The sequence below is a fragment of the Kitasatospora sp. NPDC056184 genome, assembly GCF_042268405.1.
In the GTDB taxonomy this organism is placed as follows: Bacteria; Actinomycetota; Actinomycetes; order Streptomycetales; family Streptomycetaceae; genus Kitasatospora.
Genome location: NZ_JBHJUI010000016.1, coordinates 73,398 through 95,545, shown reverse-complemented (window position 1 = coordinate 95,545; position 22,148 = coordinate 73,398). Strand labels below are relative to the sequence as shown.

At 73.2% G+C, this 22,148-nt stretch carries 17 protein-coding genes; 9 read left to right on the top strand and 8 right to left on the bottom strand.

From position 1 onward, the window contains the following. Positions 1-170: 170 nt before the first annotated feature. Complete coding sequence (locus ACFC0B_RS28070; RefSeq protein WP_376091544.1) at positions 171-833, bottom strand: DUF6230 family protein; 663 nt, start codon at positions 831-833, stop codon at positions 171-173. Positions 834-1,435: 602 nt separating this feature from the next. Beyond that, positions 1,436-2,440, bottom strand: a complete 1,005-nt coding sequence (locus ACFC0B_RS28065; RefSeq protein ID WP_376091541.1) for a tetratricopeptide repeat protein — start codon at positions 2,438-2,440, stop codon at positions 1,436-1,438. Positions 2,441-2,803: 363 nt separating this feature from the next. Here ACFC0B_RS28065 and ACFC0B_RS28060 point away from each other — a divergent pair, with 363 nt between their 5' ends. After that, the gene (locus ACFC0B_RS28060) at positions 2,804-3,457 is read left to right on the top strand and encodes a TetR/AcrR family transcriptional regulator (RefSeq protein WP_376091538.1); all 654 of its coding nucleotides are present in this window, start codon (positions 2,804-2,806) and stop codon (positions 3,455-3,457) included. A 78-nt stretch (positions 3,458-3,535) separates the two neighbouring features. Here the strand turns inward: ACFC0B_RS28060 and ACFC0B_RS28055 are convergent, their stop codons facing one another. From ACFC0B_RS28055 to ACFC0B_RS28045, 3 genes are all read right to left on the bottom strand, one after another. Continuing rightward, positions 3,536-5,221, bottom strand: coding sequence for a methylmalonyl-CoA mutase (locus ACFC0B_RS28055; RefSeq protein WP_376091535.1), 1,686 nt, complete (start codon positions 5,219-5,221; stop codon positions 3,536-3,538). A gap of 176 nt (positions 5,222-5,397) precedes the next feature. Further along, positions 5,398-5,739 (bottom strand): DUF3817 domain-containing protein, encoded by a 342-nt coding sequence (locus ACFC0B_RS28050; RefSeq protein WP_376091532.1) that lies wholly within the window; start codon positions 5,737-5,739, stop codon positions 5,398-5,400. A gap of 76 nt (positions 5,740-5,815) precedes the next feature. Beyond that, a complete protein-coding gene (locus ACFC0B_RS28045; RefSeq protein WP_376091529.1) occupies positions 5,816-6,355 on the bottom strand; it encodes a MarR family winged helix-turn-helix transcriptional regulator in 540 nt (179 codons plus the stop codon). 490 nt (positions 6,356-6,845) lie between these two features. Here ACFC0B_RS28045 and ACFC0B_RS28040 point away from each other — a divergent pair, with 490 nt between their 5' ends. Continuing rightward, the gene (locus ACFC0B_RS28040; RefSeq protein WP_376091526.1) at positions 6,846-8,483 is read left to right on the top strand and encodes a M4 family metallopeptidase; all 1,638 of its coding nucleotides are present in this window, start codon (positions 6,846-6,848) and stop codon (positions 8,481-8,483) included. A 417-nt stretch (positions 8,484-8,900) separates the two neighbouring features. Continuing rightward, on the top strand, positions 8,901-10,511 hold the full coding sequence (locus tag ACFC0B_RS28035) for a M4 family metallopeptidase (protein ID WP_376091523.1): 1,611 nt from the start codon (positions 8,901-8,903) through the stop codon (positions 10,509-10,511). Between the two features lie 90 nt (positions 10,512-10,601). Here the strand turns inward: ACFC0B_RS28035 and ACFC0B_RS28030 are convergent, their stop codons facing one another. After that, on the bottom strand, positions 10,602-10,916 hold the full coding sequence (locus ACFC0B_RS28030) for a DUF3817 domain-containing protein (RefSeq protein WP_376091520.1): 315 nt from the start codon (positions 10,914-10,916) through the stop codon (positions 10,602-10,604). Positions 10,917-11,112: 196 nt separating this feature from the next. Between ACFC0B_RS28030 and ACFC0B_RS28025 the strand changes: the two genes are divergently transcribed. From ACFC0B_RS28025 to ACFC0B_RS28010, 4 genes are all read left to right on the top strand, one after another. Continuing rightward, positions 11,113-11,751 carry an AIM24 family protein gene (locus ACFC0B_RS28025; protein ID WP_376091517.1) on the top strand — a complete coding sequence of 213 codons (639 nt, stop codon included), beginning with the start codon at positions 11,113-11,115 and terminating at the stop codon, positions 11,749-11,751. After that, entirely contained in the window at positions 11,751-12,401 is a 651-nt protein-coding gene (locus ACFC0B_RS28020) for an AIM24 family protein (RefSeq protein WP_376091514.1), read from the top strand. The genes ACFC0B_RS28025 and ACFC0B_RS28020 overlap by 1 nt, the downstream gene beginning before the upstream one ends. Before the next feature lie 293 nt (positions 12,402-12,694). Beyond that, a complete protein-coding gene (locus tag ACFC0B_RS28015) occupies positions 12,695-13,504 on the top strand; it encodes an AIM24 family protein (RefSeq protein ID WP_376091714.1) in 810 nt (269 codons plus the stop codon). Positions 13,505-13,623: 119 nt separating this feature from the next. Continuing rightward, positions 13,624-14,148 carry a MarR family winged helix-turn-helix transcriptional regulator gene (locus ACFC0B_RS28010; RefSeq protein ID WP_376091511.1) on the top strand — a complete coding sequence of 175 codons (525 nt, stop codon included), beginning with the start codon at positions 13,624-13,626 and terminating at the stop codon, positions 14,146-14,148. 93 nt (positions 14,149-14,241) lie between these two features. On the opposite strand, the gene meaB is transcribed toward ACFC0B_RS28010, so the two are convergent. Further along, entirely contained in the window at positions 14,242-15,198 is a 957-nt protein-coding gene (meaB, locus tag ACFC0B_RS28005; RefSeq protein WP_376091508.1) for a methylmalonyl Co-A mutase-associated GTPase MeaB, read from the bottom strand. An 82-nt stretch (positions 15,199-15,280) separates the two neighbouring features. Beyond that, positions 15,281-16,474, bottom strand: a complete 1,194-nt coding sequence (locus ACFC0B_RS28000) for an acetyl-CoA C-acetyltransferase (RefSeq protein WP_376091505.1) — start codon at positions 16,472-16,474, stop codon at positions 15,281-15,283. Positions 16,475-16,731: 257 nt separating this feature from the next. Between ACFC0B_RS28000 and mce the strand changes: the two genes are divergently transcribed. Together mce and ACFC0B_RS27990 are read left to right on the top strand one after the other, a co-directional pair. Further along, entirely contained in the window at positions 16,732-17,166 is a 435-nt protein-coding gene (gene mce, locus ACFC0B_RS27995) for a methylmalonyl-CoA epimerase (RefSeq protein WP_376091502.1), read from the top strand. A gap of 492 nt (positions 17,167-17,658) precedes the next feature. After that, complete coding sequence (locus ACFC0B_RS27990) at positions 17,659-22,110, top strand: hypothetical protein (protein ID WP_376091499.1); 4,452 nt, start codon at positions 17,659-17,661, stop codon at positions 22,108-22,110. Positions 22,111-22,148 lie beyond the last annotated feature (38 nt).

Sequence of the window (22,148 nt, the reverse complement as noted above, 5' to 3'; positions counted from 1 at the left end):
TGGGTGTGCGGGGCCGGCGCGCGGCATTGGGGGGGGCCCCGGGCCCCGCCGGGGGGGGGGGGGGGGGGGTGACCCCCGGGGGGGCCGGGGGGGGGGGGGGCGGGGGGGCCCCCCGCCCCCGGGCCCCCGAGCCGCCGTCAGGCGGTCAGCCGGTCAACCGAGGAACCGGCTCAGAAGCACTCGTGGCCCGCGTCGGTGAAGAGGTTGAGCTTCAGGCCCCTGAGCTTGAAGGTGCCCGCCGAGGTGGCCCAGGCGGTCTGCTTCGCGCCGTACAGGTCGGCGGTGTCGGCCGCCTGCGCGAAACCGGTCTTGCCGCTGGGCAGGCCGGAGCCGAGCGCGGACTTCCAGTTCTTGGTGGCGGTGCCGTCGAGGGTGGAGGCGTCCTGGCCGATGTTGATGTTGCCGAACTCGGCGTCGGCCTCAAGGGAGTCGAGGTCGATCAGCAGGTTGGCGGCATCGACCTGGCGCTCCTTCTCCTCGCTGTCACCGGCCTCCAGGCGGAGGGTGATCTTCGGGAGCTTGAAGGGCAGCGGCACGACGTTCGGGTCGGTGACCAGCGACTGGCACAGGCCCTTGATCCGGGCGGTGTCGAAGGCCGAGACCGCGACCGGGCGGGTCGTCTTGTCGGTCTGGACGTCGATCGAGCCGAACTGGGCGAACTTCGTGCCGTGCAGCTCCTTGGCGCTGACCTTGAACTGCTGGCCGGAGATGCTGAACGACGCGGCGAGCGCGCTGTTCGCCAGGCCGACGCCGACGGCGGCGGTGGCCGCGAGGCTCGGCACCATCACCAGGGCGAAGCGCTTCCAGCGGGTCTTGCCGTAGGTCTTGGACATGCGTGTCCTCCTTGTGGGACGTACATCTCCGGCTCCCCGGTGGCGAGTCCCGCACCGGTGGGGGCCTGGGATGGGAGAGAGCTACGTCCTCGGTAGCGGAGAGCGCCGTGTCAACACTGGCGATCCCCCCGAGCGACAACCAGCGACCGCGCGGGCAGCGCGGCCGTGCGAAGGACAGGAACCGCCGTGGGACCGCGGATACCCCCCTGCCCTCTCGCCGGCGGCAGGACCGCCGGCCGCCCGGTGGGGATCCCCTCCTCCGGGTCCGCCGACCGGCTGCCGGCGGGGGTCGAAGTGTGGGGACCGGGCGTGCCGATGCTGCTCGAATCCCGGGCGAAGCACAAGAGGTCGCATTACTGACGGGTAATCCCACACGGGCCCGAATGATCATGAAATCGGCGCCTCGGACACGCAGCGTCACGAGATGGAGGATTGGTGAGGGCGAAATCCCTCGGAAACATCAGCGAAACACCCGTGGACGGTCACATGTCGTGACCGTCCACGGGTGTTGTCAAGATTTGGTAAACCTCAGAGGCGATGACCGGATTGTCGCCAAATCACCAGCGGCACCGCAGGTCATCCACCGTGCCGCCAACGGGACTTCAGAACAGCACCCGGGCCAGCGCCTGGCGTGCCGCGGTGACCCGCGGGTCCTCCGGACCGATCACCTCGAACAGCTCCAGCAGCCGCAGCCGGGCCGCGTCGCGGTCCTCGCCGAAGGTCGTGCCGACGGTCGACACCAGCCGGCCGAAGGCGTCCTCGACATGCCCGCCGACCAGGTCCAGGTCGGCCGCCCTCAGCTGGGCCTCGACGTCCTTCGGGTCGGCCGCGGCGGCCGCCCGGACGGACTGCAGGTCGAGCCCCTCGATCCGCTGCAGCAGCTGGGCCTGGGCCAGGCCGACCTTGGCCTCGGTGTTGCCCGGCTGCTCGGTGAGCACGTTCTGGTAGGCCTGGATCGCACCGCCCAGGTCGCCCCGGTCGAGCGCGTCGTGGGCCGCGGCCAGCGCCGGGTCCTCCGGCCGGCGCGGGGCGGCGGCCTCCGCGCCCTCGGCGGGCGCGCCGCCGGTGCCGCCGTCGCCGACGATGCCGAAGCGCTGCTCGGCGACCAGGATCAGCTGGTCCAGCACCTTGCGGACGTTGGCCTCGTTCTCGGCGCCCTGGAACAGCGGGACCAGCTGGCCGGCCACCACGGCCATCACGGCCGGGATGCCCTGGATGCCGAACTGCTGGGCGATCAGCTGGTTGGCGTCGACGTCGATCTTGGCGAGCACGATCCGGCCGGCGTACTCCTCGGCCAGGCGCTCCAGGATCGGGCTGAGCTGCTTGCAGGGCCCGCACCACTCGGCCCAGAAGTCGACGACCACCGGCACCTCGGTGGACCGCTGGACGACCTCGACCTCGAAGGTGTCCTCGGTGACGTCGACGACGAGCGGGTAACCGGTCCCGACCGGGTCGCCCCCGGCCGCCTCTCCGGCGGCCGCCTGGCGGGCCCGCTCGGCCCTGGCCTGCTCGGCCTTCTGGGCAGCCTCGCCGGCTGCCTTCACCGCGGCGAGGTCGACCGCACCCCGCAGGGCGGCACTGTTGAGACGAGAATTCCGTGGCTGCATGGCACCATCCTCCCCCGCCCGCACCGCTGATGGGCACCAACCTCCCGGAAAACGCCCCGCGCGGGCTGCGCGGTACCGATTCCCGGGGTGGCGGCGCCACTCCCCGATAGCCTGAACCGTTCGGCGCGGATCCCCATCCGCGCCCGCGCCGCCCCCGTCCCACGGGACGCGGCGCCTGGTCGTCGCTTTCGCTACGAGTCGTAGCGTAACTGGAGCCGGGGCACCCGCCGCAACCCCCGCCCGCCCCTGCCGGACGTGAGGTGGGCCACTTTCCCGGACCGCCCGGCTGACCTGGACATGGAGGAGTCGCTACCGTTACCGGTCCCACCCAAGTTACTTACCGGTAAACAACAAGGAGGCCCGGTGTCGGCCCCCCAGCCACCCGTCCCGGAGCGCCCGGAAACCGCCGCGGCCCGGACCAAGGGCCGCCCGCGCAGCGCCGCCGCCGACCGCGCCATCCTGGACGCCACCCGCGAGACCCTCGCCGAACTCGGCTGGGGCGGGCTCACCATGGGCCACGTGGCGACCCGCGCGGGCGTGGCCAAGACCACCCTGTACCGCCGCTGGCCGTCCAAGAACGAGCTGGTGGTGGACGCCGTCGCCAGCCTCTTCGACGAGCTGGTGATGCCGGACCTGGGCAGCCTGCAGGCCGACATCGAGGCGGTGGTGGCCCAGTTCGCCGATCTGCTGGCCCGCCCGGAGACCCAGGCGGCACTGCTCGCCCTGTTCGCCGAGGGCACCCGCGACGGGCAGCTGCGCCGGCGGATCCGGGAGTCGATCGTCGACCCGCAGAAGCGGCTGGTCCGGCAGGGCCGCGCGGCCGCCCAGGCGCGCGGCGAGCTGGCGCCGGACGGCGACGAGGCGACCGCGTGCGAGGAGGTCGACATCATCTTCGACACCATCGCCGGGACGGTCGAGCACCGGGTGCTGGTCAGCGGCGAGCCGATCACCGCCGAGTGGACCCGGCGCTTCACCGGCCTGCTGCTCGGCCCCTTCCCGGTCCCGCCGGCCGGCTGAACGCGGGCGAAGGCCGCCCGGCACCCTCCACGGGTGCCGGGCGGCCTTCGACGGGGGCGGCCTCCCGCGGGGACCTGCTCAGAACCGGGCGGTCTCCCGGTAGATCCCCCACTCCTCGCGCAGCGCGTTGCAGATCTCGCCCAGGGTCGCCTCGGCCCGCACCGCGTCCAGCATGGGCGGGATCATCGACGCGCCGGACCGCGCGGCGGCCAGCATGGCGTCCAGCCCGGCCTTGACCGCGGCCTCGTCGCGGGCCGCCTTGCGCGCGCCCAGGCCCCGGACCTGCTCGCGCTCCACCTCGTGGCTGACCCGCAGGATCTCCAGCTCGGGGGTGACGCTGCGCGGGTGGCAGTTGACGCCGACGACCCGCTTCTCGCCCTTCTCCACCGCCTGCTGGTACTGGAAGGCGGCCTCGGCGATCTCGCCGGTGAACCAGCCCTCCTCGATCCCGCGCAGGATGCCGGAGGTGATCGGGCCGATCGCGTGGTCCTCGCGGCCCTTGTCCAGGATCCGCCGGAAGATCTCCTCGGCCTGCTGCTCGATCCGGTCGGTCAGCGCCTCGACGTACCAGGAGCCGCCCAGCGGGTCGGCGACATTGGTGACGCCGGTCTCCTCCATCAGCACCTGCTGGGTGCGCAGGGCGATCTCGGCGGCCTGCTCGGAGGGCAGCGCCAGGGTCTCGTCCAGGGCGTTGGTGTGCAGCGAGTTGGTGCCGCCGAGCACCGCCGAGAGCGCCTCGACGGCGGTGCGGACCACGTTGTTGTACGGCTGCTGGGCGGTGAGCGAGACACCGGCGGTCTGGGTGTGGAACCGCAGCCACTGGGCCTTCTCGGTCTTCGCCCCGAACCGCTCGCGCATCCAGCGGGCCCAGATCCGTCGGGCGGCGCGGAACTTGGCGATCTCCTCGAAGAAGTCGAGGTGCGCGTCGAAGAAGAAGGACAGGCCCGGCGCGAAGACGTCCACGTCCAGGCCCCGGGACAGGCCCAGCTCGACGTAGGCGAAGCCGTCGGCCAGGGTGTACGCCAGCTCCTGCGCGGCCGTCGCCCCGGCCTCGCGGATGTGGTAGCCGGAGACCGAGAGCGGCTTGTACGCCGGGATCCCGTTCGCGCAGTACTCCATGAGGTCGCCGATCAGCCGCAGGTGCGGCTCGGGGGCGAAGAGCCACTCCTTCTGGGCGATGTACTCCTTGAAGATGTCGGTCTGCAGGGTGCCGTTGAGCACCGCCGGGTCGACGCCCTGCCGCTCGGCGGCGACCAGGTACATGCAGAAGATCGGCACCGCCGGGCCGCTGATCGTCATCGAGGTGGTGACCTCGCCGAGCGGGATGCCGCGGAACAGCACCTCCATGTCGGCGGCCGAGTCGATCGCCACCCCGCAGTGGCCGACCTCGCCGAGCGAGCGCGGGTCGTCGGAGTCGTACCCCATCAGGGTGGGCATGTCGAAGGCGACCGAGAGGCCGCCGCCGCCCGCCTCCAGGATCATCCGGTACCGCTCGTTGGTCTGCTCGGCGTTGCCGAAGCCGGCGAACTGGCGGATGGTCCACGTCCGGCCGCGGTAGCCGGTCGGGTGCAGGCCCCGGGTGTACGGGTACTCGCCGGGCCAGCCGATCCGCTCGAAGCCCTCGTAGGCCTGTCCGGGGGCCGGGCCGTAGACCGGCTCGACCTCGTCCCCGGAGAGGGTGGTGAAGTCCGCGTCCCGCTTGCGGGCGCTGTCGTACCGCTGCTGCCAGCGCTGCCGCCCGCGCTCGATCTCCTCGGCGTCCATGACCCCGAACTCCGCTCCGTACGGCCGCCACACCAGCGGGCGGCACAGCTGTTAGGACGTCCTACCAATTTACTCGGACGTCCTACTACTTGTCGACGGACGTCCGGAGGGGAGAGTAGCGGGGCAGACAAGAGGGCGCCCTCCCCCGTCCGGGGAAGGGCGCCCTGGGGCTTCGCTCAGACGCCGGCCGGCTGGCCGGCGGCGTCACCGGCGGGCAGCTTGGCGGCGGCCTCGGCGACCACCTTGCGCTCGGCGACGAAGGAGGCGAACGGGATGCAGCCGGCGGCCAGGGTGAAGACCATCCGGCCCAGCGGCCACTTGAGCTTCTGGCCGAGCAGGAAGGTCACCACGAAGTACCCGATGTAGAGGTAGCCGTGCAGCATCGCGACGTAGGTGGTCACGTCCTCGGCCGTGTCGAAGCCGTACTTCGCGACCATGAAGCCGCAGAACACCAGCAGTGCCACACCGGTCGCAATGGCCAGGGCCCGGTACCAGCCCAGCAGGGGGGTCGCCTTCATCGTCTACATCGCCTCGCTCGGCAGCATCGGGGGGTACGTCCTGATCCGCGCACCGCTCACACGAGGGTAGCCGCCCTCACGCCCCCGGCCGCGCAGGCCCCTCGCTGGGGACGTCCGCGAAGTCGCCCGCCGCCACCCGCAGCGGGCGGAGCAGGTCGAAGACCTCGCGGCACTGGCCCTCGTCGTACTCCTCCAGGCCGAACTCCATCGCCATGAGCTCGCGGGTGGCGCCCTCGACGACCTCGCGCCCCCGGTCGGTGATCGCCGCGAGCACGCCGCGGCCGTCCAGCGGGTTGGGGCGGCGGGCGACCAGGCCGGCCCGCTCCAGGCGGTCGACGGTGTTGGTGACGCTGGTCGGGTGGACCATGAGGCGCTCGCCGACCTTGGAGAGCGACAGCTCGCCGGTCCGACTGAAGGTGAGCAGCACCAGCGCCTCGTAACGGGCGAAGGTCAGCCCGTACGGCTTGAGGACCGCGTCCACGCGGGAGAGCAGGATCTGGTGGGCCCGCATGACCGAGGTGATCGCCGCCATCGCGGGGACGGCCCCCCAGCGGCGGGTCCACAGCTCGTCGGCGCGGGCGATCGGGTCGAAGTCGAGTGCGAGGGGCTTGGCCACCTCCTTACCGTACCGGCGGGCGCGACCGCGGCTACCAGGCGTCCTGATGGTGGACAAGCGCGACACGTGGCGGGAACACGCCAACCGGCCCGCCAGGTACGGACCAGCGCGTTGCGGGGGTGTGAACGGGCGCCAACCGGCAGCGCGGGCGGTGGGGTTGACCCCCCGGGCGGCGCCCGCCCCGCTATCAGGCCTCGGTTCGGACGGTAACCCGCTGAAAGACGGGGCGGTTCGCCCGGTTCGTCACCCTCTTCACCTTCCGCAACGTTGGCGGGACCTGGCCAATCCATGAACAAGACCTGTCATTTCACTTGTTGGATTGTCATGCTTTCCGCCAGCCCCGTCCGGTGGCCGCCGCCCCACTCGCCGGTGACCGCCGTGGACCGCACGGAGCAGCACGTCAGCGCCCGTTCCGCCCCTCAGGTGCCAACCCCGGCACCCCGGAGCGCGGCGCGACCGCGCACACGCGGTTTTCCGGAAGGACCTGTACGTGAAGCGAAAGCTCGCAGCCGGCGCCGTACTCTCCGCCACCGCCCTGCTCACCGGCGTCATCCAGGTGAGCACCGCCGCCCAGGCCACCCCGACCCCCACCGCCCAGGCCCAGGCCGCGCAGCACCGCGCCGGCCTGATCGCGCTGGCGGACGGTCAGGCCGGCCCGCTGGCCAAGGCCCTCGGGCTGGGCGGCCGGGAGAGCCTGGTCGCCAAGGACGCCGTGGTCGACGCCGACGGCACGCGCCACCTCCGCTTCGAGCGCACCTACGCCGGCCTGCCGGTGCTCGGCGGCGACCTGGTCGTGCACCAGGCCGCCGACGGCGCCGTCAAGGCGGTCGACAAGGCCGTCACCGCGCAGATCGCGGTGCCCAGCCTGACCCCGGGGATCCCCGCCGACCAGGCCGCCGCCCAGGCCTCCGGCGCGGTGCAGTCCACCGTCGGCATCGCCGCCGACAAGGACGAGTCCCCGCTCACCGCGGTGCACCGGGCCGGCGCCGCCCAGCTGGTCGTCTGGGCCGCCGACGGCAGCCCGCGCCTCGCCTACCGGACCACCGTGGAGGGCGTCCGGGCCGACGGCACCCCCAGCAGCCGGCTGCTGGTCACCGACGCCGCCACCGGCCGGGTCCTCTCCAGCCACGAGCAGGTGCAGACCGCCTCCGGCACCGGCACCGGCGTCTTCGTCGGCACCGTCCCGCTGACCACCACCCAGAGCGGCTCCTCCTACTCGCTCAAGGACGCCTCGCGCGGCGGGCAGTCCACCAGCGACCTCAAGGGCAAGACCTCCGGCTCCGGCACCCTGCTCACCGACACCGACAACGTCTGGGGCGACGGCACCGCCGCCAACCGCCAGTCGGCCGCGGTGGACGCCCAGTTCGGCGCGGCGGCCACCTGGGACTACTACAAGAACACCTTCGGCCGCAACGGCATCAAGAACAACGGCGTCGGCGCCACCAGCCGGGTCCACTACGGCCGGAACTACGTCAACGCGTTCTGGAACGACTCCTGCTTCTGCATGACGTACGGCGACGGCACCAACAACACCAACCCGCTGACCGCGCTGGACGTCGCGGGCCACGAGATGACCCACGGCGTCACCTCGGCCACCGCCGGCCTGAACTACTCGGGCGAGTCCGGCGGCCTCAACGAGGCCACCTCGGACATCTTCGGCACCATGGTCGAGTGGTCCGCCAACCTCCCCGCCGACAAGCCGGACTACCTCATCGGCGAGGAGATCGACATCAACGGCGACGGCACCCCGCTGCGCTACATGGACAAGCCCTCCAAGGACGGCGGCTCGGCCGACTCCTGGTCCTCCTCGGTGGGCGGCCTGGACGTCCACTACTCCTCGGGCGTGGGCAACCACTTCTTCTACCTGCTGGCCGAGGGCAGCGGCGCCAAGACCATCAACGGCGTGAGCTACGACAGCCCGACCTCCAACGGCTCGACGGTCACCGGCATCGGCCGGGACAAGGCCGCCGCCATCTGGTACCGCGCGCTGACCGTCCACTTCACCTCGACCACCAACTACAAGGCGGCCCGCACCGGCACCCTGAGCGCGGCGGCCGACCTCTACGGCGCCGGCAGCGCCGAGTACAACGCGGTGGCGGCCGCGTGGAGCGGCGTCAACGTCAACTGACGCCCGGCCGGCCGGCGTCCGGGGTCCCCGCCGGGAGGGGAGGCCCCCGGGCGCCGGCCCGGGCCCTCCCTCCCCCGCCGGCGTAGCAACGCCGCCCCGGGTCGACAAGACCCGACGCTGGCGGGATCCCGCCAAGGGACGAACCGGGGCACAACGGTCAGCTGTCGCACCCGGACCCACCCTTACGGGTCTTGGCGAGACCTGGCCAATACCTGGCGGAGCCCTGTCATTTCACGACATACATTGTCATGCTTCTGCCCACAGCCCCGTCCGGACGCCCGTCGCCCCCACCCATCGACGGCACGTCAGGCCGCACGGGAGCAGCACGTCAGCGCCCTACCGCCCCCTGGCGCCAACCCCGGCGCCCCGGTACGAGGCGTGACCGCGCACCCGCGGTTTCGTGGAAGGAACCCGCTCGTGAAGCGAAAGCTGACAGTCGGCGCCGCACTCTCCGCCACCGCCCTGCTGGCCGGCGCCATCCAGGTCGCCGCCGCCCCGGCCCAGGCCGCGCCCGTCCCGCAGCAGGCGTCGCTCGTCGCGCTGGCCGGGCAGCAGGCCGCGCCGGTCGCCAGGGCGCTCGCCCTCGGCGGCCAGGAGCAGCTGGTCGTGAAGGACGTGGTGGTCGACGCCAACGGCACGCGCCACCTGCGCTACGACCGCACCTACGCCGGCCTGCCGGTCCTCGGCGGCGACCTCGTCGTCCACCAGAAGGCCAACGGCACGATCACCTCGGTGGACCGGGCCTTCGACGGCCGGCTCTCGCTGCCGAGCCTCACCCCGGCGCTCTCCTCCGGCGCCGCCTCCGACCAGGCCGTCGCCTCGGTCCGGGCCACCGTCGGCATCGCCCCGACCGACAAGGACGCCTCCCCGGTCACCAGGGTCGACGGCGCGAGCACCCCGACCCTGGTGGTCTGGGCGGGCGACGGCAGCCCGCGGCTGGCCTACCAGACCGTGGTCCACGGCGAGCGGGCCGACGGCACCCCGAGCAGCCAGCGGCTGCTCACCGACGCCGCCACCGGCCAGGTGCTCTCCACCCACGAGGAGGTGCAGACCGTCAACGGCACCGGCAAGGGCGTCCACGTCGGCACCGTCACCCTGAACACCACCCAGAGCGGCTCCACCTACCAGCTCAAGGACCCGTCCCGCGGCAACCAGTGGACCGGCAACGCCAAGAGCGGCAACGCGCTGTACACCGACGCGGACAACAACTGGGGCAACGGGCTGGCGTCCGACACCCAGTCCGCCGCGGTGGACGCGCAGTTCGGCACCGGAGCCACCTGGGACTACTTCAAGAGCACCTTCGGCCGCAACGGCATCAAGAACAACGGCGTCGGCGCCAGCAACCGGGTGCACTACGGCAACGCCTACGTCAACGCCTTCTGGCAGGACTCCTGCTTCTGCATGACCTACGGCGACGGCAACGGCAACACCAACCCGCTGACCGCCCTCGACGTGGCCGGCCACGAGATGAGCCACGGCGTCACCTCGGCGACCGCCAACCTCACGTACTCCGGCGAGTCCGGCGGCCTCAACGAGGCCACCTCGGACATCTTCGGCACGCTGGTCGAGTGGTACGCCAACCTGGCGGTCGACGTGCCGGACTACCTGATCGGCGAGAAGATCAACATCTTCGGCAACGGCCAGCCGCTGCGCTACCTGGACAAGCCCTCCAAGGACGGCTCGTCCAAGGACACCTGGTACTCCGGGATCGGCGGCATCGACGTCCACTACTCCTCGGGCGTGGCCAACCACTTCTTCTACCTGCTGGCGGAGGGCAGCGGCGCCAAGGTGATCAACGGCGTCAGCTACAACAGCCCGACCTCCAACGGCTCGACCATCGTCGGCATCGGCCGGGACAAGGCCGCCGCCATCTGGTACCGGGCGCTGACCGTGTACTTCACCTCCAGCACCAACTACAAGGGGGCCCGCACCGGCACCCTGTCCGCCGCGTCGGACCTCTTCGGCGGCCCGAACAGCACCGAGTACAAGACGGTGGCCGCGGCCTGGAGCGCGGTGGGCGTCAACTAACCACCGACGGACCACCTCCGGAAAAGACGGCAGGCTGCCGGGGCCCACTGGGAGAGGGGGCTCCGGCAGCCTGCCGGCACGTGCGGGGGGTCAGGCAGCGGCCGGCACCGCGGTCTCTCCGCGCTCCTCCTTGGCGAGCATCCGCTCGGCCACGAAGCCGCCGCCGGGCAGCACCGAGAGGATGAACAGCAGGGCGCCGCGCTTGACGTCCCACTTCTGCGTCTGCCACGCCATGATCCAGAAGACCACGTACAGGATGAACAGGATCCCGTGGACCATGCCCATCACCGGGACGGCGTTGAAGTCGGTGGTGCGCTTGAGCACCGAGCAGAGCAGCAGGAGCAGGAAGGAGACCCCTTCGGGGCCGGAGACCAGGCGCAGGCGGTGGACGGCGCTGCTGTTCACGTTGGGTACCTCGATACGGGGGCTCGGAGATCGCTTGTGAACCGGCTCACAAGCATCCGCTCCATTATCGCCGAGCACCTGTCCGAGCCCGCCGCCGGGGTGGCGGCGGAGCGCGGCGGCCCGTTTTGTCGCAGACACGTACCAGAACGCCCTCGCCCCCTCCCCCGCCGGGCCCGCCGACCGCTAGATTGCGGCCGTGGCACAGTTTCGACTCCAGGGGTCAAAGACGCTCGCCGTCGACATGACCGGCGACTCCGTGAAGGCCAAGAACGGCTCGATGGTCGCCTACACGGGCCAGATGAACTTCAAGAAGCTCAGCGGCGGCGGTGACGGCCTGCGCGGCATGGTGACCCGCCGGCTCACCGGCGAGCAGATGACGGTCATGGAGGTGAAGGGACAGGGGACCTGCTACTTCGCCGACCAGGCGACCGAGATCAACCTCGTGCGGCTGAACGGCGAGACGCTCTACGTCGAGTCGGACAACCTGCTCTGCACCGAGGGCACGCTGAAGACCGGCACCAGCTTCACCGGCCTGAACGGCCTGTCCTCCGGCAACGGCCTGTTCACCACCAAGGTCGAGGGCCACGGCTGGGCCGCCGTCACCTCCAAGGGGCCGGCGATCATCCTGCGGGTCTCCCAGGGCACGCCGCTGCGGGTCGACCCCGGCGCGTACGTCGCGCACACCGGCAACCTCAACCGCTCCATCAAGTCCGGCGCCGGCTGGAGCACCTTCATCGGCGAGGGCGGCGGCGAGGCCGTCCAGGTGGAGTTCACCGGCGAGGGCCTGGTCTACGTGCAGCCCTCCGAGAAGCTGACCGTCGGGGGGGACGTCTGATGGCGTTCGCGAAGATCAACAACAAGATGATCGAGGCCCGGGTCGTGCCGGGCCAGCGGCTGTTCAGCCAGCGCGGCGCGATGCTCGCGTACACCGGCGAGGTGAAGTTCACGCCGAACATCACCGGCGGCCAGGGCGGCGTGATGTCGATGATCGGCCGCCGGGTGGCCAACGAGGACACCCCGCTGATGAGCGTCGAGGGCCAGGGCAGCGTGCTGTTCGGCCACGGCGGCCACCACGTGCACGTGATCGACCTGACCGGCGACACCCTGTACGTCGAGGCCGACCGGCTGCTGGCCTTCGAGGGCTCGCTCCAGCAGTCCACGATGTTCATGGGCTCGCAGGGCGGCGTGATGGGCATGGTCCGCGGCCAGGTGACCGGCCAGGGCCTGTTCACCACCAAGCTGGACGGCCACGGCGCGGTCGCCGTGATGGCGCACGGCGGCGTCTTCGAGCTGCCGATCACCCCGCACCAGCCGGTGCACGTCGACCCGCAGGCCTACGTCGCGCACCGCGGCCAGGTCCAGAACAAGCTGTCCACCGCGCTCGGGTGGCGCGACATGATCGGCCGCGGCTCCGGCGAGGCGTTCCAGCTGGAGCTGTCCGGGAACGGCACGGTGTACGTGCAGGCGAGCGAGGAGAAGCTCTGATGTCCTACCCGCCGCAGCCCCCGTACGGGCAGCCGCACGACCCGTACGGCCAGCCGACCCAGCCCGGCTACCCCGCCGCCCCGCCGCCCGGCTACCCGCCGCAGAACCAGCCCTACCCCCCGCAGAACCAGCCCTATCCCCCGCCGGGCCAGCCGTACCCGCCGCAGGGGCAGCCCTACCCGCCGCAGGGCTACCCCCAGCAGGGCGGCTACCCGCCGCCCCCGCCGCCCGGCCACCCCGCCCAGCCGCCGCAGCAGTACGCCCAGGAGCAGTACGGCGGCACGCAGGCCCCGCTGCCCAAGGCGCAGGACGGCTCCGGCCCGGTGGTGCACGACGCGCACAGCCTGCCGTCCAACGACAACGTCAACCCGTACGCCTTCTCCGTGGACCTCAACGGCTCGTACTTCCTGCAGAAGGGCAAGATGATCGCCTACTACGGCGACATCTCCTTCAAGGGCGTCGGCGCCGGCGTGGCCGACCGGCTGATGGGGAACTTCAACTCGCCGATGCACGCGGCGGACTGGGTGGTCGCCGAGGGGCGCGGCAAGCTGCTGCTGGCCGACCGGGCCTTCGACCTCAACTCCTACGACCTGGAGGAGGGGAACCTGACGGTCCGCTCGGGGAACCTGCTGGCCTACGAGCCCACCCTGAAGCTCAAGCAGTCGATCATCCCGGGCTTCCTGACCCTGATCGGCAGCGGCAAGTTCGTCGCCGCCTCCAACGGGCCGGTGCACTTCGTCGAGCCGCCGATCCGGGTGGACCCGCAGGCGCTGGTCGGCTGGGCGGACTGCCCGGCGCCGTGCCACCACTACGACCACGACTACATGCACGGGCTGATCGGCGGCCTGCGCCGGCTCACCGGGCTGGGCGGGGCGTCCGGCGAGGAGCACCAGTTCGAGTTCATCGGCGCCGGCCAGGTGCTGCTGCAGTCGACCGAGGTGCTGATGGCCGAGCGGGCGGTCGGCCAGGTGCACGCCGAGGCCGGGGTGCCGATGGGCGGGGTGCCGCCCCAGCACCCGTCGGGACACGGCGGCCAACTGCCCAACGTGAACGTGCCCGGTCTCGGTAACCTGGGCGACCTCGGACGGCGTTTCGGGATCTGACCGCGGCGGCCGCGGCGCGGCGGGACACCCCGCCGCACCGTGGCCGGATCCCGGCGGTCGCCGGATGTCCGCACGGGGAAAGTCGTACAACATTGAACTAAATGCGGTATCCTGGCCCCATGGAGACGCACACGATCGACCCCGCAGACCTCTCGGCCCCGGCGCCCGAACGGCCCGAGGAGGAGACCCCCTGGCTGACCGCCCGGGAGCAGCGGTTGTGGCGCGCCCATCTGGAGGTCGCCAAGCTGCTGGACTACCAGCTCAGCCGTGAACTCCAGCCGCACAACCTGGCGATCAACGACTACGAGATCCTGGTGGTACTCTCCGAGGCTCCCGAGCGGCGGATGCGGATGACCGACCTGGCCACCGCCACGCTCCAGTCGAAGAGCCGGCTCTCGCACCAGATCACCCGGATGGAGACCGCCGGGCTGGTGCTGCGCCAGGAGTGTCCCGGCGACCGGCGCGGCCTCTACGCCCACCTCACCGAGCAGGGCTGGGAGACCATGCAGCGGGTCGCGCCCTGCCACGTGCGCAGCGTCCGCGCGCACTTCATCGACCGCTTCTCCCCCGAGCAGCTCGACGCGATGTACGAGGCGCTGGCCCCGGTCGCCGAGCACCTGCGGGGCCTGCGCGGCCGCGGCTGAGCGGACGGCCGGACGGACCGGGGGCCGGCGCCCCCCCGGGGCCGATCGGCTCACGGGCCGATCAGCTCACGGTCGGGTCGGCCCGCGGCCGGGTCAGCCCGCGGTCAGGTCCGCCACCAGCCGGTCGGCCGCGCCGTACGGGTCCAGCTCGCCGGCCACCACCCGCTCGGCCAGCGCGGCCAGCTGCCGGTCGCCGTGCAGGTCGCCGATCCGGGCGCGCAGTGCGGCCAGCGCGATCGCCTCGATCTCGTCGGCGGCCCGGCGCCGGCGCCGCACGGCCAGCTCGCCGTGCTCGTCCAGCCAGGCGCGGTGCTTCTCCAGCGCCTCGACCACCTCGTCCACGCCCTCGCCCCGGGCCGCGACGGTCTTCACGATCGGCGGGCGCCAGTCCCCCGGCTCCCGGGCCTCGCCCAGGCCCAGCATGTGGTTCAGCTCCCGGGCGGTGGCGTCGGCGCCGTCCCGGTCGGCCTTGTTGACCACGAACAGGTCGCCGATCTCCAGGATCCCGGCCTTGGCGGCCTGGATGCCGTCGCCCATCCCGGGCGCGAGCAGCACCACCGTGGTGTCGGCCTGCGCGGCGATCTCCACCTCGGACTGGCCGACGCCGACCGTCTCCACCAGGATGACGTCGCAGCCGGCCGCGTCCAGCACCCGCAGCGCCTGCGGGGCGGCCCAGGAGAGCCCGCCGAGGTGGCCGCGGGTGGCCATCGAGCGGATGAACACCTCGGAGTCGGTGGCGTGGTCCTGCATCCGGACCCGGTCGCCGAGCAGGGCGCCGCCGGAGAACGGCGAGGACGGGTCGACCGCCAGCACGCCGACCCGCTTGCCCAGCCGCCGGTAGGCGGAGACCAGCGCCGAGGTGGAGGTGGACTTGCCCACGCCCGGCGAGCCGGTCAGGCCGACGGTGTAGGCGTGCCCGGTGTACGGCGCCAGCGCGGCCATCACCTCGCGCAGCTCGGGCGCGGCGTTCTCGACCAGCGAGATCAGGCGGGCGACCGCCCGCGGACGGCCCTGCCGGGCCTGCTCGACCAGGGTCGGCACATCGATCATCTGTGGCTGCTCCTTGCGCCGAGGGGCCGCGGCCCGCTCGTGGCGGTCCGCAGCCCCGGAGAATCGGTCGTGGTGCCGGACGTCAGGCCTTGGGCACCCGGACGATCAGCGCGTCGCCCTGGCCGCCGCCGCCGCACAGCGCGGCCGCGCCGACGCCGCCGCCGCGGCGCTGCAGCTCCAGCGCGAGGTGCAGCACCACCCGGGCGCCGGACATGCCGATCGGGTGGCCGAGCGCGATCGCGCCGCCGTTGACGTTGACGATCTCGGACGGGACGCCGAGGTCCTTCGTCGACTGGTGGGCGACGGCGGCGAAGGCCTCGTTGATCTCGATCAGGTCGAGGTCCTCGACGGCGATGCCCTCCTTGGCGACCGCGTGCCGGATCGCGTTGGACGGCTGCGACTGCAGCGAGTTGTCCGGGCCGGCGACGTTGCCGTGCGCGCCGATCTCGGCGATCCAGCTCAGGCCCAGCTCCTCGGCCTTGGCCTTGCTCATCACGACCACGGCGGCGGCGCCGTCCGAGATCTGCGAGGAGGTGCCGGCGGTGATGGTGCCGTCCTTGGTGAACGCCGGGCGCAGCTTGGCCAGGCCCTCGACGGTGGTGTCGGCCCGGATGCCCTCGTCCTGGCTGAACAGGACCGGCTCGCCCCTGCGCTGCGGGATCTCCACCGGGACGATCTCGGCGTCGAAGACGCCGTCGGCCTGCGCCTTGGCGGCCCGCTGGTGCGAGGCGGCGGCGATCTCGTCCTGGACCTCGCGCGGGATGCCGAGGCGGGTGTTGTGCTTCTCGGTGGACTCGCCCATCGGGATGTTCTCGTAGGCGTCGGTCAGGCCGTCGTGCGCCATCGAGTCCAGCAACTCGATCGCGCCGTACTTGTAGCCCTCGCGGGACTTCGGCAGCAGGTGCGGGGCGTTGGTCATGGACTCCTGGCCGCCGGCCACCACGATGTCGAACTCGCCGGCCCGGATCAGCTGGTCGGCCAGCGCGATGGCGTCCAGGCCGGAGAGGCACACCTTGTTGACGGTGAGCGCCGGGACGCTCATCGGGATCCCGGCCTTCACCGCGGCCTGGCGGGCCGGGATCTGCCCGGCACCGGCCTGCAGGACCTGGCCCATGATCACGTACTGGACCTGGTCGCCGGAGACGCCGGCCCGCTCCAGTGCCGCCTTGATCGCGAAGGCGCCGAGCTCGGCACCGGAGAAGCCCTTGAGGGAGCCGAGCAGCCGGCCCATCGGGGTGCGCGCCCCGGCGACGATCACTGAGGTGGTGTTGGTCATGGGACGAGCCCCTTCGCACGTCGTGGCCAGGTGGAGGATTCCGCTCAATGTACTGACCTGTTACCCGCCCGTCACCGGACCCAAGATGTGATCGAGCGCACTGGCACCGTCCAGTCAACACCGTGCCGCGTCGATCCGGGTGAACCCTGCCGCCCGGCCCGTGTGAGCAGGCTCGCACCCCGATCGCTGGCGCCGCCGTCCGGCATGCGCTGCACTGTTGCCGTCCTGTCGCACCCGTCCCCGGACCGGAGGCCCCCGTGCTCACCCGTATCGACCACATCGGCATCGCCTGCCGCGACCTCGACAAGACGGTCGAGTTCTACCGCGCCACCTACGGCTTCGAGGTGTTCCACAGCGAGGTCAACGAGGAGCAGGGCGTCCGCGAGGCCATGCTCAAGATCAACGACACCGGCGACGGCGGCGCCTCGTACCTCCAGCTGCTGGAGCCGATCCGCGAGGACTCCCCGGTCGGCAAGTGGCTGGCGAAGAACGGCGAGGGCGTCCACCACATCGCCTTCGGCACCGCCGACGTCGACGCCGACTCCGAGGACATCCGGGCCAAGGGCGTGCGGGTCCTCTACGACCAGCCGCGCACCGGCTCGATGGGCTCGCGGATCACCTTCCTGCACCCCAAGGACTGCGGCGGGGTGCTGACCGAGCTGGTCACCGCCGCCGGGCCCGACGCGCACTGAGGTCCGCCGCCGCCGCGGGGCGGCACCCGGCCGTCCGCCGCCCCGCCACCCTCATGACCCGTCAGTAACCTCACCGGACAACCCGGAAAACCCCCACGCGACCATTCCCCCGCAAGACGCTCCCACTACAATGCCCAGGTGCGCGAAGACTCCGGGGGACGGGGACGACGGGCACGGCCGAAGACAGGCCCGTCCGCCCCGGTGGGAGGCCCGTCGCAGGGGAGTCCATTACGCGGGCACGGCTGAACAGTCGCAAGACGGATCTGTCACCATTCTCCACAAGGCAAGAGTTCGCCCAGGAGTCCACCCGGACGGGGGAATGCGGATCGACCGCGCTCCCGCCCCGGACTCCGACGACCGCGGCGGGCGTCCCCGGCTAGGCGGGGGTGTCCGGACGGCGCGGATGCAAGGACCAGTCGGACCGTGCCCGGACAACGGGAGCGCGGACCGGCCGGGTCGAGGACGCAACCAGGAGATGGATGGGACCGCGGAGTGCGGGGCTACGACCGCTACGAGGTTGACGATCACCTCTCCCAGTTCGAGGCCGAGATGGATCGGACTCGGAAGGAGCGGGACAAGGCAGTCGAGCATGCCGAGGACCTCGCCTACCAGGTGGAGGTGCTCCGGGCCAAGCTGCACGAGTCCCGCCGCATGCTCGCCCAGCCGCGCGCCTTCGACGCCGTGTCCGGCCAGGCCGAGCAGATGCTCCGCACCGCCGAGATGCAGGCGCAGCAGCTGCGCGCCGACGCCGAGCGCCAGCTGCGCGACTCCCAGGCCGCCACCCAGCGGATCATGGCCGAGGCCGCCGAGCGCACCGCCCGGCTGGAGGCCGAGCTGGCCGCCCGTCGCCGCCAGCTGGAGGAGGAGCTCGCCGAGCTGCGGCGCAGCGCCGAGCAGCACGTCAACGAGAACGTCAACTGGGCCGAGCAGACCCGGGCCGGCACCGAGCAGGAGGCCCAGCGCCTGCTGCAGGAGGCCCGCGCCGAGTCCGACCGGATGATGGCCGCCGCCCGCGCCGAGGCCGCCGCGCTCTCCGACCACGCCCGCGCGCAGACCGCCGCCGACGTGGACGCCGCCCGCGGCGAGGCCCAGGCCGCCGCCGAGGCCGCCCTCCAGCGCGCCCAGAGCGACGCCGAGCGACTGCTGCGGGCCGCCTCCGAGCAGGCCCAGCAGGCCGGCGCCCAGGCCGCCGCCGACGTGGACGCCGCGCGCGGCGAGGCTCAGCAGCAGCTCGCCGCCGCGCACACCGCCGCCGAGCAGCAGCTGGCCGCCGCCCGGGCCGAGATCGGCCGGCTCAAGGAGACCGCCGCCGCCGAGCAGGGCCGTGCCCGGCAGGAGCTGGACCACGCCCAGGCGGAGATAGCACGGCTGCGCGCCGAGGCCGTCGCCGAGGCCGAGCGGGCCCACGCCGAGGCCGTCGAACTGCGGGCGCGGGCCGAGGCCGCCGCCGAGCAGCTGCAGGCCGACGCCGAGGCCGCCGCCGTACGGAAGGTCGCCGACGGCGAGGCCGCCAACGAGCAGCGCTCGCAGACCGCCCGGGCCGAGGTGGCCCGGATGGTCGCCCAGGCGACCAAGGAGGCCGACGCGATCCGCGCCGAGGCCACCACCAAGCAGGCCGAGGCGGAGGCCGCCAAGGCCGCCGCCGCCGAGGAGAGCGAGCGGCTGCGCGCCACCGCCGAGTCGGTGGCCGGACAGCTGCGGACCGAGGCCGAGGCCGCGATCGCCGAGATGCGCGCCCAGGCCGAGCGGGACGTCGCCGAGCTGCGGGCGCAGGCCGAGGCCGCCGCCGAACGGCTGCGCGGGGAGGCCGAGGAGGCCGGCCGGGCTGCCGGTGCCACCGAGGCCGCCGCCCACCTGGCCAAGGCCGCCAAGGCCGCCGAGGAGATGCTCGACCGGGCCGGCCAGGACGCCGAGGCCGCCCGTACCGGCGCGACCTCCGAGGCCGAGCGGATCCGCGCCGAGGCCGCCTCCGAGGCCGAGCGGCTGCGCGAGCAGGCGCGGGCCGCCGTCGAGGCCGCCCAGAACGCCGCCCTGGACGACGCCGCCGCGATCCGCGAGCGGATCCAGGAGATGCAGGACGAGGCCGCCCGGCTGCGCGCCGAGGCGGAGGAGCTGCGCTCGCAGGCCGCCGCCGAGGCCGACCGGGTGCGCGGCGAGGCCCGCCGGCAGGCCGTGGTGCAGATCGAGGAGTCGGCGAAGAGCGCCGAGGAACTGCTCACCAAGGCCAAGTCCGACGCGGACGAGCTGCGCGCGGGCGCCGCCGCCGAGATCGAGCGGCTGCGCGAGCACGCCAAGGAGCAGGCCGCCGAGACCCAGGGCCGGGCCGAGCAGACCCTGGAGCGGGCCCGCGCGGAGGCCGCGAAGACCACCGCCGCCGCCGAGCAGCAGGGCCGGGACGCGCTCACCGCCGCCAAGGCCGCGGCCGCCGAGAACCGGGCCGCCGCCGAACGCGACACCGCCGAACTGCGCCGCGAGGCGACCGAGTTCGACCAGCGGGTGCGCACGGAGGCGAACGCCGCCGCCGAGGCGCTGCGGACCGACGCGCAGGCCGAGGCGAACGCCGTCCGCGACGCCGCGGTGGCCGACGCCGAGCGGGTGCGCACCGAGGCCGACGCCGAGGCCGCCAGGGCCAGGGCCGAGGCCGAGGCCGCCGCCGAGGCGCTGCGCGAGGAGAGCCGGCGCGAGCGCGAGGAGGCCGCGGCCGGGCTGCTCCGGGAGCGCGAGGAGACCGCCGAGCAGCTGTCCGCCGCCACCACCGCGCGCGAGCAGTCCGAGGCGGCCGCGGCGGAGCTGACCGAGCGCACCGCCACCGAAACGGCCGCCGTCCGCGAGGCCGCCGACGCCCACGCCGAACACGTCCGCACCGAAGCCGAAACCGCCGCCGCGGAGCTGACCGAGCGCACCGCCACCGAGACCTCCCGCCTCCAGGCCGAGGCCGAACGCGCCCTCGAAGCCGCCGAAACCACCGCCGAACAGCGCCTCGCCAAGGCCGACGCCGCCGCCAAGGAGCTGCGCGAGCGCGGCACGGCCGAGCTGGCGCTCGCCGCGGAGCAGGCCGAGACGGTCCGCGCCGAGGCCGGCCGCGAGCTGTCCGAGGCCCGCGCCGCCGCCGCGGCGATCCGCACCGGGGCCGGCGAGGAGCTGGAGCAGGCCCGCCGCGACGGCGAGGAGCTGGTCGAGGCCGGCCGCACCGAGGCCGCCACCCTGGTCGAGGCCGCCGAGGAGGAGGCCGCCGAGGTCCGCCAGTCGGTGGCCGGGCTGCACGAGACCGCCTCCCAGCAGATCGCCGAGCTGCGGGCCACCGCCGAACGGGACGCCGAGGAGCTGCGCGAGCAGGCCGAGCGCGCCGCCGCCGAGGTGCGCGACACCGCCGACCGGGAGACCACCGAGCTGCGGGCGCTCGCCGACCGCGAGACCGCCGACCTGCGCGCCACCGCCGACCACGACGTGGCCCGGCTGCGCGAGACCGCCGAGCGCGAGACCGCCGACCTGCGCGCCAGGACCGACGCCGAGACGACCGCCCTGCGCGAGCAGACCGAGCTGGAGCTGGCCGCCGACCACGAGGCCGCCGAGGCCGAGCTGGCCCGGCTGCGCGCCGAGGCGCAGGGCTACGACCAGCAGCTGCGCACCGAGGCCGAGGACACCCTGCGCGCCGCCCTGGAGGCCGCCGAGCAGCAGCGCGCCGAGTCCGAGCAGCTGGCCGCCCGGACGGTGGCCGCCGGCGAGGAGCGGGCCGCCGGCACCGTCGCCGAGGCGGAGGAGTTCGCCGCCGCGCTGCGCGCCGAGGCCGAGGAGTACGCGCTCGCCACCCGTACCCTGGCCGACGACTACGACACGGCCACCCACGGCCGCGCCGACGCCTACGACGCCGAGGTCCGCGAGACCGCCGAGCAGTTCGACAAGGCCACCCGCGAGCGGGCCAAGTCCGTGCTGGAGAAGGCCTTCGCGGACGCCGAGTCGCTCGGCGAGGACGCCCGGACCACCGCGCTGGCCACCACCGCCGCCGCCGAGGAGCAGGCGGACGCGATGGTCGCCGCCGCCCGCAAGGAGGCCGACCGGCTGGTCGCGGCCGGCGAGGCCGCCGGGCAGGAGGCCGTCGAGAAGGGCCGGGCCGACGCCGACGCGCTGCTCTCCGAGGCCCGCCGGGACGCCACCGGGATCCGCGAGCGCGCCGAGGAGCTGCGCGAGCGCACCGACGCCGAGGTGGAGGCCCTGCACGAGCGCGCCCGCAAGGAGAACGCGCAGGCCATGAAGTCGGCCGGCGAGCGGGTGGACGCGCTGGTGACGGCCGCCCAGGAGCAGCTGACCGAGGCCGAGGAGCAGGCGGTGGCCACCGTCGCCGAGGCCGAGGACCGGGCGGCGGCGCTGGTCGCGGCCGCCGAGGACCGCGCCAACGAGCTGACGTCGGAGGCGTCCTCGGAGGCCAGCAAGGTCCGGCTCTCGGCCGTCCGCAAGGCCGAGGGGCTGCTGAAGGAGGCCGAGACCAAGCTCTCCAGCTCCACCGACCGCGCCGAGGCCCTGATCATCAAGGCCGAGGCCAAGCTGAAGTCCGCCCAGGACGAGGCGGAGGAGCGGCTGGACTCGGCGTCGGCCGAGGCCGAGAAGCGGCTGCGGGCCGCCGACCGGGCCGCCGACGAGCAGGTCGAGCTGGCGAAGGCGGAGGCCGAGCGGCTGCTCGCCGAGGCGCGGGCCGAGGCGAAGCGGGCCACCGACGAGGGCCGGCGCGAGCTGGACGAACTGGTGCGCCGCCGCAAGGACATCAACACCGAGATCTCCAGGGTGCAGGACGTGCTGTCCGCCCTGGAGGCCTTCGAGGCGCCGTCACCGGTCGCACAGGCCAACGGGGGAAGCAGCACCAAGAAGGACGGGGGTGCCAAGGCCGGTGCCGGAATTGGCTCTCCCCGATCGGGTGGCAATCGCTCCAAGAACGCACCACCCGATTGAGCGGACATTGTCCGCGGGACGACGGCGTTTCGTCGCCG